The organism is Campylobacter sp. CNRCH_2013_0671h, from assembly GCF_025773055.1.
Taxonomy (GTDB): domain Bacteria; phylum Campylobacterota; class Campylobacteria; order Campylobacterales; family Campylobacteraceae; genus Campylobacter_D; species Campylobacter_D lari_D.
The window spans coordinates 1-14390 of record NZ_JAKMTG010000016.1; the positions used below are offsets into that span (position 1 = coordinate 1).

Sequence of the window (14390 nt, forward strand, 5' to 3'; positions counted from 1 at the left end):
CACTTGCAATCATTTAAAACTTTCTCAAATTAATAAAGATAATATATTATCAAATTCTTATAAAATTCAATATTAATAAGATATAATAATCATTATTATTTTAAACAAAAAAAGGATAAATATGCAAAATATTAAAAAGTTTTTTATGAACATAGAGAGAACCGATATTGATGAAACAATGCAAAATTTAGTAAGTGAAGACATTATAGATAGTATTGATATTATGGCTTTAGTAGCTGAAATTGAAAAACACTATGGAAAAAGTCTCAATGCTGAATTTATAAGTCCTGAAAATTTTGAAGATTTTCAAAGTATCAAAAATATGCTAGAAAAAGCATATAATTAACGCAATGTTAAAACATTGCGTTAATTACTTTTTAAAGACTGGATAATTTTATTTTTAGACACAATAATTTCTGCTATAAAATCAGCTATTTTATCCCAATCACTTTCTTTGGTTTGGGTTAAGGTTGGATTTTCTTCATACTCATCCCAATTAATCGGCTCAAATAAACTTTTTCTGTGTGGAAAATACTTAGCTCTAACCCACTCAAGTGAAGGAGCATAATAATCAACATAAGCTTTTGCTATTTCTTTTTGCACTCTAAATTTCAACCTATCCTCATTAGCACCTTCAAAAATTTTTCTAGCCGTATAAAGTAAAGAATTTATGTTTTGCCCATGCAAATCTTTTTTTATAAGTCTTCCTTGAAGCTCCATACCTAAAAGATTAAAACTTTCATTTTTATTTTGCTTTAATGAAAATTCATCATCCCATTCTAAACCTAAATGATATACAAAATCTTTAAGTAATGTTCCGCCAACATATTCTTCCTTCAAAAGTCTCACTATTAAACTTTTTTCACCAAATACTTCTATATGGCTCTCACAAATCCACTTATAATCAAATATATATTTTCTAGGATGCTCATCAGGCTTAAAATCAGCACTATAAAACCCCATATTATTTTTAATATCTTGAGAACAATGAGAATTTAAATATCCAAGAGTATCTCTAAAGTAAATAATTTCATAAATTTCATCAAATCCTAAAGCATTTAAAACACTTTTAAGAATTTCTATATGTCTTTTAGTAGAAAAATCCCAAACTATCCCTTCTGCAGAAAATATAAATTTCTTATCTTTATGTATTGTGGCCTCTATTTTGAAATTCTCAACAGCCTTAATCAAACGCACATCTTCTAAATCGTCCAATGGATTTTGACTTAATTTATCTTTTTTTATAAGCTCTAAAACTATATCGACTAAAACCCAATGTCTATTTGCCATTCTAAGAGATTTTGGATAGATATAACCTTGTTGCAAAAGTTTATTTTCATTTTGCATTAAAAAGCCTTGTCTTTCTTGATTGCCACTATTGGTTGTTCCTATACTAATATACGCTGTCATTTTTTCCTTTTCATATTTTAAAAATCTATATCTAGTAATTATATCAAAATCACATAATTTCCAATATAAATTTATTACCCTTATCTTTAAAGGTAAAAACTTTATTTTTACAAGGATAAGATATACTATCTTTTTTCATACTAAATGTTTTATCTTTTAATTTTTCAAGCATAATAGGTAATTCTTTATTAAATAATGTCTTATCAGAAATTCCACCTCCATGCGCTGAATCTTTTATATATTTACCATCTATATTTTTTTCATCAATTATATTAAAATTAACTTGATAGCCTAAAAATTGATAAATTTGCAATAATTGACTTTTATGCTCAAAAGACACCAAAACATCTTTAGCACTATGATAACTTGTATAAATAATATTTTTATTCTTTTGAGCTTGTAAGATCAAATGATCTTTATTAAGTAAAGCTCTTATTAAATAATTTTCATCAGCAAAATAATAAGGTGAGTTTGGGTTTTTGCGTGTCCAATGAGTTTTTACTTGACAATGTACAATAGTATTTGGATCGTAAAATACACTATCTTCTTTATCAAATTCTTTTCCTAAAAAATATGTAAATGGAGGCAAAGCTCCGCCTGAATTATCTATCACTCCATCTACATACCAAGGAGCTATTTTAGCACACATTAGTGCTAAATAACCTCCGTATGACCCTCCCCCGTAAATTTTAGGTAAAGATTTAAATTGAGGATAATTTTTCATTATATCTTTTAAAGCATTGATATGATCAATAGCTGCCATAATTCCATAATTTTGATATTCGTTATTTGGAGGAATAAAAGTAGCATTAAAATGTGCCCTATAAGGCTGAATTAACATCTTCTTATCTTTTAATTCATCTATAGTTCTATCCAAAAGCTCATAGTATTCCCAAGCAGTATAAATATTTAAAGCATTGGTATTGATATTAAATTGTTCTAATACAAGTTTTAAACTAGGTAAATCTTCTTCTATAAATGCAGTAGTTGCACTATATTTTTCTACATCTGATCTTCTTTGACAAAAACAATGATACAAAACACTTACAGCTATAACATTATATTTTTGAGCCAAAAACTTCCTATTGAAATCAACAAAAGTCATATGAGCATTTGCTCCATATCCACCTATGATAAAAACAATAGCTTTCATTTGCTTACTATCATCATAAGTAATTCTATATTCTAATTTACTTTCTCTTTTTATATTTAATTCTACATCATCACAAGAGTCTATGAAATAAGTTTGATTTATGAGCATGTTAAGCCTTATATTTACATTTTTTATATTATACCTAAAACAATAATATTATTAATAAAAGAATATTTCTACAATTAAATATACTTAAGATTACATAATTTTAAGCTCAAATCGATCTTTAAAATCTTTAAAAGTAAATATCTTATCTTTACAAGGATAAGATATGCTATTTTCTCTCATATTAAATGTTTTATTTTTTAGTTTTTCAAGCAATATAGGTAATTCTTTTTTAAATAAAGCCCTATCTGTCATTCTCAAACCATGCTCTAAGCTCTTTATATATCTACCATCTACATCATTCTCATCTTTAACAATATGCAAAGTTGTATCAAATCCAAGTTGTTTGCAAAATTCATAAAAATTACTCTTATGTTCCACTGGAGCTCCCTCATCTTTTGCGCTATGATAACTGATAAATATTGTATTTTGATTTTTTTCATTTTGCAAACTTAGATGCTTTGAGTTTAAAAGAACCCTTATCATATAATTATCATCACTTAAAAAATACGGAGAGCTTTCATCTCTAGTCCAGTATTTTTTTACAAAACATAATAAAATATAATTATCACCTCTAATAGCAAATTCACCACACTCACTTTCTCTACCTAACAAATGAGGTAAATGAGGCAATGTCACTCCTGAATTATCTATCACTCCATCTACATACCAAGGAGCTATTTTAGCACACATTAGTGCTAAATAACCTCCGTATGACCCCCCCCGTAAATTTTAGGTAAAGATTTAAATTGAGGATAATTTTTCATTATATCTTTTAAAGCATTGATATGATCAATAGCTGCCATAATTCCATAATTTTGATATTCGTTATTTGGCAATACAAAATCACAAGAAAGATTTATCAAAAAATCTTTTTTCAGTCTTCCTTCATGTTTTATTTGTTTAGATCTTTCATCAAGTTTTCTTATACAATTTTTAAAATTGCTTTTTTCATGGTCATAAATTTCCATATCACAAATTTTTGCTATTTTACAAAAACTTTCCCAATCTTTTTCATTTGGCATAAAAATCGGATTATATTTCTCATCTATAGAAGGTCTAGCACTAAAGCAATGATAAAAAACATTTACAACAATAATATTAAATTTTTTAGCAAGATATTCTCTATCAAAATCTAAAAAAGATATATTAGCATTTGCCCCAAATCCACCTATGATAAAAACAATAGCTTCCATTTGCTTACTATCATCATAAGTAATTCTATATTCTAATTTACTTTCTCTTTTTATATTTAATTCTACATCATCACAAGAGTCTATAAAATAAGTTTGATTTATGAGCATGTTAAGCCTTTTAAAATAAAAATTCAATTATACTTACTTTTTTATAAATTTAAAGAGAAATCATGAAAAATCTTTGTATTATCCCTGCACGCGGTGGTTCTAAGCGTATTCCTAGAAAAAATATTATTGATTTTTTGGGAAAACCATTGATTGCTTATAGCATAGAAAGTGCTTTAAATTCGGGTATTTTTGATGATGTAATTATTTCAAGTGATGATTATGAGATCATAGAAGTGGCTTTAAAGTATGGTGCTAAGGCTCCTTTTGTGCGTAAAAAAGAACTAAGTGATGATTATGCAAGTTCAACCGCTGTAATCCAAGATGCCATCATCACTCTAGAAAAACAAAGTAAAATCTATGAAAATGTGTGTTGCTTATACGCAACTGCTCCACTTATAGATGAGTTTATCTTAAAAGAAGCTTTTGAACAATTTAGTCAAGAAGAATGTAAATTTTTATTTTCAGCTTGCGAGTTTGAATATCCCATACAAAGAGGTTTTTACCTTGATGATCAAAATAAAGTTTATATGTTTGATGAGTCAAATTACGATAAACGCTCACAAGATCTTACTAAAGCTTACCATGATGGTGGTGCATTTTACTTTGGCAAAAAAGAAGCGTGGCTAGAAGAAGATTTTATGTTTAAATCTCATTCTAAAGCTTTTTTACTTCCAAGAAATAAAATTTGCGATATTGACACTTTTGAAGACTTAGAATTTGCTAAAATATTGTATCAATTCCATGAAAGAAACAAATGTTTATAAATAAAATCAAAGGTTTTAAATATCCTGATATGGAACTTGTAAGATGGTTTTTTAAAAACAAACTTGATGCTTTAAAAAATGCAAAAGTTTTAGAATTTGCTTCTCATAATGGCAATAATCTTTCTTTATTTGCAAATTATAATTATGCGTGTATCGGTGTAGAACTTAGCAAACAAAATCATGAAAACGCTATTTATAATTTTAAAGAAATTATGCATTATCAAAAGGCAAGTTTTTTTAATGAAAATATGCTTGATTTTGCTAAAAATCATCAAAATATAAATGCAGATGTATTTTTAATACCTAATGTTATTAATTACATTACTAAAGATGAATTTAAAAATTTACTACAAAGTGCAAAACAAAATAATCTTTATCAAGCAAATGGGGGGGGGTATGCTCACTTTTTCTTAAGAGCAAGAAGTATTAAAGATCATCGCTATGGGCTTGGAGAAAAATTAAAAAATGATAGTTTTATTTTAAGCTATGATGAATTTAGTGGCGAAAAAAATTGTCTTTGCACAGCATACCAAGAACATGAACTTGTGGAAATTTTAAAAGAAAATTTAAATTTATATGATTTTGAAGTTATCACAAGTGAAAATATTAATATAAAAAATAAAGTTTATATCAAAGATAGCGATATAATTATATATGGAAAAATCACTAAGGAGTAAAAATGTATTTAAAAAATTTAAAAGGCTTAAAATTTCCAGATTTAGCCGTGATTAAATTTTTTTTCAAACAAGAACTGCATCAAAAAAGCAACCAAAAAGTTTTAGAATTTGCCTGTTCTAATGGCAACAATCTCTCTTTATTTGCAAATTATGATTATGAGTGTATCGGAGTTGACTTAAGCAAAGAAAGTATCAGCAATGCTAATTATAACTTCAAAGAAATAATTCAATGTAAAAACTATCAGTTTTTTCATGATAATATCTTAGATTTTCCTTTAAAAAATCCAAATATTAATGCAGATATTTTTATGATTCCCAATGTGATTAACTATCTATTGAAAGAAGATTTTTTAAAATTATTAAAAATTTCTAAAGAAAATTCTATGTATAAAGAAAATGCTTTGTTTTTTTTAAGAACAAGAAGCATAAAAGATTATAGATATGGTTATGGAGAAAAAATAGCTCATAATTGTTTTAAAATCACAAATGATAATACTACAGGAGAGCTTGGATGTATTAATACTCTATATCAAGAATACGAACTTGTAGAAATTTTAAAAGAATATTTAAATTTATATGATTTTAAAGTACTTACTTATGAAAATACCAATATCATGGGAGAAGATGAAAGATTAGTTAATGATAGCGATATTGTAATTTATGGAAAAATTAAGTGAAAATAGCTATCATGCAGCCAACCTTTAATCCATGGCTTGGCTATATATATATGATACAAAGCGTTGATACTTTTGTCTTTTTGGATAATGTGCAATTTGAACGCAGATCATGGCAAAATAGAAATAAAATTAAACTACAAGATAAAACCTTTTTATTGGGATTAAATTTACAAAAAGCGTCACAAAAAACATTACTTCAGGATATATTATTTGATAAAGATGATAAATGGAAAATTAAATTTTTAAAAACTATTCATCATGCCTACTCTAAAAGTATTAATTTTAATAAATACTACAATATCTTAGAAAAAGTCTTATTTAAACATACACATTTAGTACAATTTAACATGGAGCTAATCAGAATTTACTGCGAGCATTTGAGCATCAAAACACCCATTTTGCAAAGCTCTTCTTTAAATTTAAAAAATGAAAAAAAAGAAAAATTACTACTTGAAATTTGCCAAATACTAAAAGCTGATCATTACCTTTCCCCAGAAGGTTCAAAAAACTATCTTGAAAAAGAAACAGCAAAAGAAATTTTTAAAAATGCAAATATAAAAATTGAATATTTTGATTTTATCCATCCAACCTATACTCAATTGGGTGCAAATTTTATAGCTTATTTAGGAATTTTAGATTTTTTATTTAATGAAAAAGAGCCTTGTGCAAAATTTCAAGAATGTATCAAAATTAACGAGCATAATACATGAAAGTTCTTTTTAGAAGTGATAGTTCTAGCACCATAGGACACGGACATATCAAAAGAGATCTTTTGTTAGCTAAGCAATATCATGATGTATCTTTTGCATGTTTAGCTCTAGAAGGTTCTTTGATAGATGAAATTCCTTATCCTGTATATGAGCTAACAAGTGCTAGTGTATATGAGCTAATCAATCTCATCAAAAAAGAAAAATTTGATCTTTTGATTATTGATCATTATGAAATTACTGCAGATGATGAAAAACTCATCAAGCTAGAAACAGGGGTTAAAATTCTAAGTTTTGATGATGAGATAAAAGAACATTTTTGTGACATTTTACTAAATGTTAATGCTTATGCTAAAGAAAGTGATTATGAGAATTTAGTGCCAAAATATTGTGAATTAAGATGTGGTTTTTCCTATGCTCTAATACGCGATGAGTTTTATGAAGAAAGCAAGATAAAAAGAGAAAAAATTTATGATTATTTTATCTGTATAGGAGGAAGTGATCCAAAAAATATTTCCTTTGATATAGCAAACAAACTTAACAAAAACAAAACTATCATCATAGCTACTACAAAAGCAAATTCTCATCTAAACTCGCTTCGAAAATTAAGCCAAAAAAACCCTAATATACAAATTCTCATTGACCAATCTAATCTTGCAAGATTGATGAATGAAAGCAAAAAACTCATCATTAGCGCAAGTTCATTGGTAAATGAAGCTTTAATTTTAAAAGCAAATTTTAAAGCCATAGCTTATGCTAAAAATCAAGAAAAACTTGCAACATGGCTTGCTAAAAAAGGCTATGAAGTGGAGAATTTTATATGATAATTTTAAAAGATTTTATCCATTTGACTCAAGAAGAAATTAAGCTTGTTTTAAAATGGCGTAACGATGAAAGCATTGCTAAATTTATGAAAACGCAAAATATTAGCCTAGAAGAACATTTAAACTTTTTATCTAGCTTAAAAACAAACGCAACTAAAAAATATTTTTTAGTATATGATGATAAAAATATCATAGGCGTGATTGATTTTATCAATATTACTAAACTTTCTTGTGAATTTGGGCTTTATGGTATAAAAAAAGGCGTAGGTGAGCTTTTAATGCAAGAAGTTAAAAACTATGCTTTCAATGTTTTAAAAGTTCAAACTTTAAACGCATGTGTTTTCAAAGAAAATACAAAAGCTTTGAATTTATATTTAAAACATGGTTTTGAAGTTATTAAAGAAGATAATAATTTTTATTTTGTAAATTTGTCTTTTGCATACATGGGGGGGGGTAACAACTTAAATATATTTAATCAAATATATGGAGTTGCAGTTTGAATATAATCATAGCAACTCTTAGAGAGCACAATATTAATAATTTTTATAAACTAAAAGAATTATATAAAACATATACTTTTTACCTCATAACAAAAAAAGACGATCTTACTTTAGAAAAAATAACAAAAATAAACCCAGATTATATATTCTTCCCGCATTGGTCTTTCTATATACCTCAAGAAATTTACAATAACTATCAATGTATTATTTTCCACCTTGGAAATTTACCATTTGGAAGAGGAGGTTCACCTTTACAAAATTTAATCATAAGAGGGGTATATAAAAGCAAAATTTGTGCTTTAAAAGCTTGTGATACATTAGATGGTGGAGAAATATATCTAAAACACAATATTAGTTTTAAAATTTCAAATGCGCAACGAATTTATGAAAAAATCTCAAAAATCATATTCTTTAAACTAATACCAAGAATTTTACATACAAAAATCAACCCTCGCATACAAAAAGGGAAAGTAGTAATTTTCAAAAGAAGAACAAAAGAACAAAGTAATATCAATACACTCGAAAATCCAAATTTGATAAAAATATATGATTTTATACGCATGCTTGATGCCATTGATTATCCAAAAGCTTTTTTGGAATTTGAAAATATAAAAATGGTTTTTCAAAACGCAAAAAAACACAATAATAAAATAAAAGCAGAGGTAATATTTTATGAAAAATAACAAAATTTTAATTATAGCAGCTCACCCAGATGATGAAGTTTTAGGATGCTTTGGAACTATAGCAAAATATATTCAACAAGGATATGAAGCTTATACTTTAATACTTGGAGAAGGTAAAACAAGCAGAGAGATAAATAGTGAAAATGAACAAGAAATTTTAGAAGATGAGTTATTTAAAGCAAATAATCTTTTAGGCATTAAAAAAGTTTTTAGAAAGTTTTTTCCTGATAATGCTTTTGATAAAATACCATTATTAGAAATAGTCAAGAGCATAGAAGAAGTTAAAAATGAAATTAAACCAAATATAATTTTCACACATTATGAAAAAGATCTCAATATAGACCATCAAATTACATACAAAGCAACAATTACTGCTACAAGATCTCTACAAGAAGAAAGTGTTAAAGAAATTTATAGTTTTGAAATTCTTTCGAGTACAGAATGGAACTATCCATTAAGCTTTCAACCTGATGTATTTTTTGATATTAGTGAGACGCTTGATTTGAAGCTAAAAGCTATGTCTTTTTATCAATCAGAACTAAGAAATTATCCCCATCCAAGAAGCTTAGAGGGAATAAAAATAAATGCACAATACCAAGGAATGAGAGTTGGTCTTCAATATGCTGAAGTGTTTAAAAGTGTAAAGGTTATAAAGTGATTTTTTATAAAAATTTTACTAATCTTACAAAAGAAGAAAAAAAGGAAATTTTTTATATAAGAAATTCTCCAAATATCTCTAAATTTATGAAAACAAAAAATATAAATTATAAAAATCACTTAATATTTTTAAAAGAACTAAACAAAAACAAAAATAAAAAATATTTTTTGTTGATAAAAAATAACGAGAAACTGGGAGTAATATATTTTAATAATATCATAAAATTATCCTGTGAATTTGGGCTTTATGGTATAAAAAAAGGCGTAGGTGAGCTTTTAATGCAAGAAGTTAAAAACTATGCTTTCAATGTTTTAAAAGTTCAAACTTTAAACGCATGTGTTTTCAAAGAAAATACAAAAGCTTTGAATTTATATTTAAAACATGGTTTTGAAGTTATTAAAGAAGATAATAATTTTTATTTTGTAAATTTAAACAATCCTCACGGGGATATCATTTTTTAAAAGCTCATTTTTAACATCATTTGGAGTATATTGACTAAAATGAAATATATAAGCACCAGCTAATGCATTTGCACCAAGTTGTATGGCTTTTACCCCATCTTGAGGTTTAGAAAGTCCTCCATTGATAATGAGTGGAATTTTTAATTTACCTTTGAAATACTCTAGTAATTCCCAATCATACCCCAAAGAACTTCCTTCTTTATCAACACTTGTTAAAAGTATCTCCCCTGCTCCTAAAGATTCGTATTTTAATGCAAGTTCTAGCGGATCAATATCTAAAATTTCATTATTAAAAACTTTAAATTTATTTTTGTCTTTTTTTACATCAATCGAGCATACTACACAAGAACTTCCAAAAGTATTTGCCACCTTTTTGACAAAATCTGGATCTTGCAAAGCCATAGAATTAATACTAATTTTATCAGCACCTATATCTAATACTTTTCTAATATCTTCTAAAGTTTTAATCCCACCTCCAATGGTTAAAGGCATAAAACACTCATTAGCTATATCTTCTAAGCTTTCAAAATCTATAACACTATTTTTATTGATATCCAAAACTATAAGCTCATCAACATTTCTAGCATTATATATCCTAGCTGTGCTTATTACATGCCCTATAGTTCTAAAAGAAGAAAAATTGATACTTTTTACAAGCTGATGATCTTTTAATAACACGCAAGGTATAATTCTTGTTTTAAGCATACTAGGCCTTTAAATTTGCAAAATTTTCCAAAAGTTTCAAACCTACATTTTGGCTTTTTTCAGGGTGAAATTGCACAGCAAAAATATTATCTTTTTCAAAACTTGCACAAAAAGGTTTTTCATACTCACAAAAAGAAGTTTCCACACTTTCTAAACACTCTACATAATAAGAATGCACAAAATAAAAATCACTTTTTTCTAAAATTCCATCAAATAGCTTGCTTTTTTTATCACTAAATTGTAAATCATCCCAACCACTATGCAATAATTTTTCTTTACTTAAATCAAATTTCAAAACCTTTGCTTTTATAAAATCAAGCCCTTCGCACTCTCCGCCTTCATATCCCTTACTAGCAAAAAGTTGCATACCAAGACAAATCCCCAAAATAGGCTTTTTATCTTTTAAAACACATTCTTTTAAAAGCTCATCTAGTGCAAGTTTTTTTAAATTTTCCATACCTTGTTTAAAAGATCCAACGCCTGGTAAAACTAATTTAGAGGCATTTTTTATATCTTCTTTTTTAGAACTTATAATCACTTCTTGATTAAGTTTTTCAAAAGCTTTCAAAACAGATTTAAAATTTCCAAGATGATAATCAACAATACAAATCATTTCAAAACAAACTCATCTTTTTTTATCAATGATCCATCACTATCTCTTAAGAATTTACCATTTTCATCGCGTTTAAATATCTTTTTATTAGTATAAGAATCGACAATTTTTTCAAATTCTTTTTCACTAAAACCACTAAATTCCAAATACTTCTTAATAGCCTTTTTAGGTGGCTTTCCATCATATTTATTTACAAGTCTCACGCCCTCTTCACGGCTAATATAGCCAAGTCTTATATCCAAGCACGCATTATCCGTAGCTCTTCCAAAACCATATTTGCAGTATTTTAAATAATCATGCACATGATTTGAATAACAATCTAAATTTTCAAAATTCTCATAAGTAGTTTCAACTGGTTTTGTACTAGTTTTAAAGCCATTTTCTTTAGATATTTTTAAATTATACTTATAATCCCATTTAAAATAATATCCCAAAAATAACCCTGTAACTCCTACTCTTTGAAGCTCTTCATCACTTGAATAAGTATAAAAATATAAATCCTTTTCTCTAATACCATCAACACCAATCATATCAGAAATTCTATTACCCAAAAGTCCGCCAAATTCTTCAAGCCACTCTCTACCTAAAGTGTTTTTTTCTTTAGAGCTAGCTGGCCCACCATACTCAATCTGCGGACTTTCCCCCCAAATAATCAAAGGAATACCAAAAGCAACAGCTACTTTTGGAACACATGTAAAAATCCCCAAATGGTTTTGCCATTCATTATCACCCGTTCTTATAAAAGCTTCGCGGGCCAATTTTTTATACACCAAAGGATTTCTTTTGATATGGATTAAATCAACACCAAGATTGTTTAAATTTTTTAAATTTTTTTTACCTATTTTAGTAGGAATACTTGGTTCAAAACAAACACACAAAGGATTAAGTCCAAGTTCAAGACATTTTAAAACTTGAAAGGTAGAATCCTTACCACCACTTACTCCTATCACACAATCATACACAGGATGTTTCTTATATTTTTTCACGAGTTCTAGAAATTCTTTTTCACGCTCTTGCCAATTTATCTCATGATTTTTAGCTTCTTGCGAGCAACACGCATCACAAATTCCCTCATCATTAAAATGCAAATCAGGTTTAGTATCTGGCATAACGCATTTTTTACAAAATTTCATATTAACTCCAAAAAATCTTTATAATCATCATAAATCGACTATGATTATATTTTCTAAAGATAAATAAATTTTATTTTGTTACAATATTTTTTATTTAAAGGTTTATAAATTATGGATTTAACTTTACTTCCTTATATGATTATAGGAATTTTTTCAGGTATGGCTTCAGGGGTTTTTGGCATAGGTGGTGGTATGATTATCGTTCCTTTCATGCTTACTTTAGGACTTAGCTCTCATCATGCTGTTGCAATTTCTGTTGTACAAATGATTTTTGCTTCTATTTTTGGTTCCTATTTAAACTATAAAAAGAAAAATTTAATCTTAAAAGATGGACTTATCATAGGCTTTGGAGGCTTTTTAGGTGCGATGTTTAGCGGGCTTTTACTCTCGTATTTTTCAGATATAACCTTAACAAGTATTTTTCTATGCGTGAGTATTGTATTCTTTTTAAAATTTGCTTTTAATCAAAAAAGCACCATTGGAAACATTAACCACTCTAATATCTTAAAAAATTCTATTTTGCTAATTTGTGGCGTATTTACAGGAATTTTTGCTATATCTTTAGGAATTGGTGGTGGGCTTTTAATTACCCCTATTTTAGCTTATTTTTTAGGCTATGATACTAAAAAAGTAGTGCCACTTAGTTTATTTTTTGTAATATTTGCTTCAATTTCAGGAATTAGTTCTTTTGTATATAATGACATCATTGATAAAGAAGTGTTACAAAATGGAAGCTTAGTAGGATTTAGCTCTATGCTAGGAGTTTATCTTGGTATAAAAATCATGGAAAAAATCAATCTTAAATCCCACCGCATAGCACTTTTAGGTATTTACACCCTTTCTATAACTATGACTATTATAAGTTTAATTAAAAAGCTAAATTTATTTTAATCTATCGGCAAATTTTTGTCTATTGGAAGTATAAACAAAGCTTAAAACCTCTGCCACTGCTTTAAAAAGCTCTGGTGGAATAAGATCATTTACCTCGCAAGCTTTATAAAGTTCTCTAGCTAAAGGAGGATTTTCATAAATCATAACATTGTATTCATATGCCATATCTTTAATACGCAAAGCTAAAAAATCCACTCCCTTAGCTAAAACTTTTGGTGCAGCTTCTTTGGAACTATCATAACGCAAAGCAACCGCATAGTGGGTAGGGTTAGTAATCACAACATCAGCACTAGCAACATCTTGCACCATTCTACGCCTTGCTGCTTCCATTTGCAAACGACGAATTCTTCCTTTTACCAAAGGATCTCCCTCGCTTTGTTTAAATTCATCTTTAACTTCTTGCTTACTCATGCGTAAGTTTTTAAAGTATTGATACCTTACCAAAAGTACATCTAAAAGCCCTATAATCAAAAAAGCTATGATAACAATAGCTGCAAGTATAATAGCTTTATCCCTAAGCCATAAAAGTTGTGGATAAATCGTATAAAGTTCTACTCTAGGAAGTTCTTTCATAAATTGCAATAAAAAAACAAAAGCTATACCAAATACAACACCGACTTTAAGTATAATTTTCAAAGCTTCAATAATCTTTTTTAAAGAAAAAAGATTTTTAAGCCCATTAATAGGATTAATTTTATTAAAATTTGGAGTAATGGGCTTAGTAGTAAAAATAAAACCAAACTGCATTAGATTTCCAAGCACACCCGCAACCATAATTACTAAAGTAATGGGCAATACCATAATAAACATCTCTATCATAGTTTTTATAATGATTTTTTGTAAAATCTTTAAATCAATTTCAATACCTATAAAACTTTGATAAAAACGATATAAACCGCTAATTCTCTCACCTATAAAAGGCATCATAAACAACACCACAACCACAGCTATAATAAGTACAGCCACAGCAGATGCATCTTGGCTTTTTGGGACATTTCCTTCTTGTCGCGCATCTTCTATTTTCTTGGATGTGGGTTCTTCTGTTTTCTCTTGATCATCAGCAGCCATAAAAAACCTTTAAAAAATTTAAAGCAAGATTATAGCATTTTATCAAGTATCTGCTAA

At 27.5% G+C, this 14390-nt stretch carries 17 protein-coding genes and 1 pseudogene; 11 read left to right on the forward strand and 7 right to left on the reverse strand.

What is annotated here, in order from left to right:
- Positions 1–121: 121 nt before the first annotated feature.
- Positions 122–346 carry an acyl carrier protein gene (locus L8X97_RS07890; protein WP_087698989.1) on the forward strand — a complete coding sequence of 75 codons (225 nt, stop codon included), beginning with the start codon at positions 122–124 and terminating at the stop codon, positions 344–346.
- 20 nt (positions 347–366) lie between these two features.
- Here L8X97_RS07890 and L8X97_RS07895 read toward each other — a convergent pair whose 3' ends face one another.
- The 3 genes and pseudogenes from L8X97_RS07895 to L8X97_RS08455 all read right to left on the reverse strand — a co-directional run bounded on the left by L8X97_RS07895 (position 367) and on the right by L8X97_RS08455 (position 3972).
- A complete protein-coding gene (locus L8X97_RS07895) occupies positions 367–1410 on the reverse strand; it encodes an acyl carrier protein (protein ID WP_263661752.1) in 1044 nt (347 codons plus the stop codon).
- Positions 1411–1459: 49 nt separating this feature from the next.
- On the reverse strand, positions 1460–2671 hold the full coding sequence (locus L8X97_RS07900; RefSeq protein ID WP_263663026.1) for a DUF2920 family protein: 1212 nt from the start codon (positions 2669–2671) through the stop codon (positions 1460–1462).
- A gap of 90 nt (positions 2672–2761) precedes the next feature.
- A pseudogene (locus L8X97_RS08455) lies at positions 2762–3972 on the reverse strand (DUF2920 family protein).
- Between the two features lie 62 nt (positions 3973–4034).
- Here L8X97_RS08455 and pseF point away from each other — a divergent pair.
- The 9 genes from pseF to pseH (L8X97_RS07950) are packed head-to-tail and all read left to right on the forward strand — an operon-like array spanning position 4035 to position 9923.
- Positions 4035–4736 carry a pseudaminic acid cytidylyltransferase gene (pseF, locus tag L8X97_RS07910; protein WP_263659988.1) on the forward strand — a complete coding sequence of 234 codons (702 nt, stop codon included), beginning with the start codon at positions 4035–4037 and terminating at the stop codon, positions 4734–4736.
- Positions 4727–5413, forward strand: a complete 687-nt coding sequence (locus tag L8X97_RS07915; protein ID WP_263663027.1) for a class I SAM-dependent methyltransferase — start codon at positions 4727–4729, stop codon at positions 5411–5413. Before pseF ends, L8X97_RS07915 begins: the two co-directional genes overlap by 10 nt.
- A gap of 2 nt (positions 5414–5415) precedes the next feature.
- Positions 5416–6090: a class I SAM-dependent methyltransferase gene (locus L8X97_RS07920; RefSeq protein ID WP_263663028.1), complete on the forward strand. Its 675-nt coding sequence runs from the start codon at positions 5416–5418 to the stop codon at positions 6088–6090.
- Positions 6087–6800, forward strand: coding sequence for a WbqC family protein (locus L8X97_RS07925; protein ID WP_263659986.1), 714 nt, complete (start codon positions 6087–6089; stop codon positions 6798–6800). The genes L8X97_RS07920 and L8X97_RS07925 overlap by 4 nt, the downstream gene beginning before the upstream one ends.
- Positions 6797–7621, forward strand: a complete 825-nt coding sequence (gene pseG, locus L8X97_RS07930; protein WP_263660812.1) for a UDP-2,4-diacetamido-2,4,6-trideoxy-beta-L-altropyranose hydrolase — start codon at positions 6797–6799, stop codon at positions 7619–7621. Before L8X97_RS07925 ends, pseG begins: the two co-directional genes overlap by 4 nt.
- A complete protein-coding gene (gene pseH, locus L8X97_RS07935; protein WP_263663029.1) occupies positions 7618–8121 on the forward strand; it encodes a UDP-4-amino-4,6-dideoxy-N-acetyl-beta-L-altrosamine N-acetyltransferase in 504 nt (167 codons plus the stop codon). Before pseG ends, pseH (L8X97_RS07935) begins: the two co-directional genes overlap by 4 nt.
- A complete protein-coding gene (locus tag L8X97_RS07940) occupies positions 8118–8804 on the forward strand; it encodes a methionyl-tRNA formyltransferase (RefSeq protein WP_258108356.1) in 687 nt (228 codons plus the stop codon). The genes pseH (L8X97_RS07935) and L8X97_RS07940 overlap by 4 nt, the downstream gene beginning before the upstream one ends.
- On the forward strand, positions 8794–9462 hold the full coding sequence (locus L8X97_RS07945; RefSeq protein ID WP_258108357.1) for a PIG-L deacetylase family protein: 669 nt from the start codon (positions 8794–8796) through the stop codon (positions 9460–9462). Before L8X97_RS07940 ends, L8X97_RS07945 begins: the two co-directional genes overlap by 11 nt.
- Positions 9459–9923 (forward strand): UDP-4-amino-4,6-dideoxy-N-acetyl-beta-L-altrosamine N-acetyltransferase, encoded by a 465-nt coding sequence (gene pseH, locus L8X97_RS07950; protein ID WP_263659983.1) that lies wholly within the window; start codon positions 9459–9461, stop codon positions 9921–9923. The genes L8X97_RS07945 and pseH (L8X97_RS07950) overlap by 4 nt, the downstream gene beginning before the upstream one ends.
- On the opposite strand, the gene L8X97_RS07955 is transcribed toward pseH (L8X97_RS07950), so the two are convergent.
- The 3 genes from L8X97_RS07955 to L8X97_RS07965 are packed head-to-tail and all read right to left on the reverse strand — an operon-like array spanning position 9891 to position 12374.
- Complete coding sequence (locus L8X97_RS07955; protein ID WP_263663030.1) at positions 9891–10628, reverse strand: HisA/HisF-related TIM barrel protein; 738 nt, start codon at positions 10626–10628, stop codon at positions 9891–9893. The two genes, pseH (L8X97_RS07950) and L8X97_RS07955, sit on opposite strands and share 33 nt — an antisense overlap.
- A 1-nt stretch (position 10629) precedes the next feature.
- Positions 10630–11241 (reverse strand): imidazole glycerol phosphate synthase subunit HisH, encoded by a 612-nt coding sequence (hisH, locus tag L8X97_RS07960; RefSeq protein WP_133319969.1) that lies wholly within the window; start codon positions 11239–11241, stop codon positions 10630–10632.
- Positions 11238–12374 carry an N-acetyl sugar amidotransferase gene (locus L8X97_RS07965; RefSeq protein ID WP_263663031.1) on the reverse strand — a complete coding sequence of 379 codons (1137 nt, stop codon included), beginning with the start codon at positions 12372–12374 and terminating at the stop codon, positions 11238–11240. Before L8X97_RS07965 ends, hisH begins: the two co-directional genes overlap by 4 nt.
- A 111-nt stretch (positions 12375–12485) precedes the next feature.
- Here L8X97_RS07965 and L8X97_RS07970 point away from each other — a divergent pair, with 111 nt between their 5' ends.
- Positions 12486–13265: a sulfite exporter TauE/SafE family protein gene (locus L8X97_RS07970; RefSeq protein WP_133319971.1), complete on the forward strand. Its 780-nt coding sequence runs from the start codon at positions 12486–12488 to the stop codon at positions 13263–13265.
- On the opposite strand, the gene flhB is transcribed toward L8X97_RS07970, so the two are convergent.
- Positions 13257–14333: a flagellar biosynthesis protein FlhB gene (flhB, locus tag L8X97_RS07975; protein WP_133319972.1), complete on the reverse strand. Its 1077-nt coding sequence runs from the start codon at positions 14331–14333 to the stop codon at positions 13257–13259. The two genes, L8X97_RS07970 and flhB, sit on opposite strands and share 9 nt — an antisense overlap.
- Positions 14334–14390: the final 57 nt, after the last annotated feature.

Excerpts from the sequence above, each read along its gene's own strand:
- L8X97_RS07890 (WP_087698989.1), top strand. The coding sequence starts at position 122 with ATGCAAAATATTAAAAAGTTTTTTATGAACATAGAGAGAACCGATATT.
- L8X97_RS07895 (WP_263661752.1), bottom strand. The coding sequence starts at position 1,410 with ATGACAGCGTATATTAGTATAGGAACAACCAATAGTGGCAATCAAGAA.
- L8X97_RS07900 (WP_263663026.1), bottom strand. The coding sequence starts at position 2,671 with ATGCTCATAAATCAAACTTATTTCATAGACTCTTGTGATGATGTAGAA.
- pseF (WP_263659988.1), top strand. The coding sequence starts at position 4,035 with ATGAAAAATCTTTGTATTATCCCTGCACGCGGTGGTTCTAAGCGTATT.
- L8X97_RS07915 (WP_263663027.1), top strand. The coding sequence starts at position 4,727 with ATGTTTATAAATAAAATCAAAGGTTTTAAATATCCTGATATGGAACTT.
- L8X97_RS07920 (WP_263663028.1), top strand. The coding sequence starts at position 5,416 with ATGTATTTAAAAAATTTAAAAGGCTTAAAATTTCCAGATTTAGCCGTG.
- pseG (WP_263660812.1), top strand. The coding sequence starts at position 6,797 with ATGAAAGTTCTTTTTAGAAGTGATAGTTCTAGCACCATAGGACACGGA.
- pseH (WP_263663029.1), top strand. The coding sequence starts at position 7,618 with ATGATAATTTTAAAAGATTTTATCCATTTGACTCAAGAAGAAATTAAG.
- L8X97_RS07945 (WP_258108357.1), top strand. The coding sequence starts at position 8,794 with ATGAAAAATAACAAAATTTTAATTATAGCAGCTCACCCAGATGATGAA.
- L8X97_RS07955 (WP_263663030.1), bottom strand. The coding sequence starts at position 10,628 with ATGCTTAAAACAAGAATTATACCTTGCGTGTTATTAAAAGATCATCAG.
- hisH (WP_133319969.1), bottom strand. The coding sequence starts at position 11,241 with ATGATTTGTATTGTTGATTATCATCTTGGAAATTTTAAATCTGTTTTG.
- L8X97_RS07965 (WP_263663031.1), bottom strand. The coding sequence starts at position 12,374 with ATGAAATTTTGTAAAAAATGCGTTATGCCAGATACTAAACCTGATTTG.
- L8X97_RS07970 (WP_133319971.1), top strand. The coding sequence starts at position 12,486 with ATGGATTTAACTTTACTTCCTTATATGATTATAGGAATTTTTTCAGGT.
- flhB (WP_133319972.1), bottom strand. The coding sequence starts at position 14,333 with ATGGCTGCTGATGATCAAGAGAAAACAGAAGAACCCACATCCAAGAAA.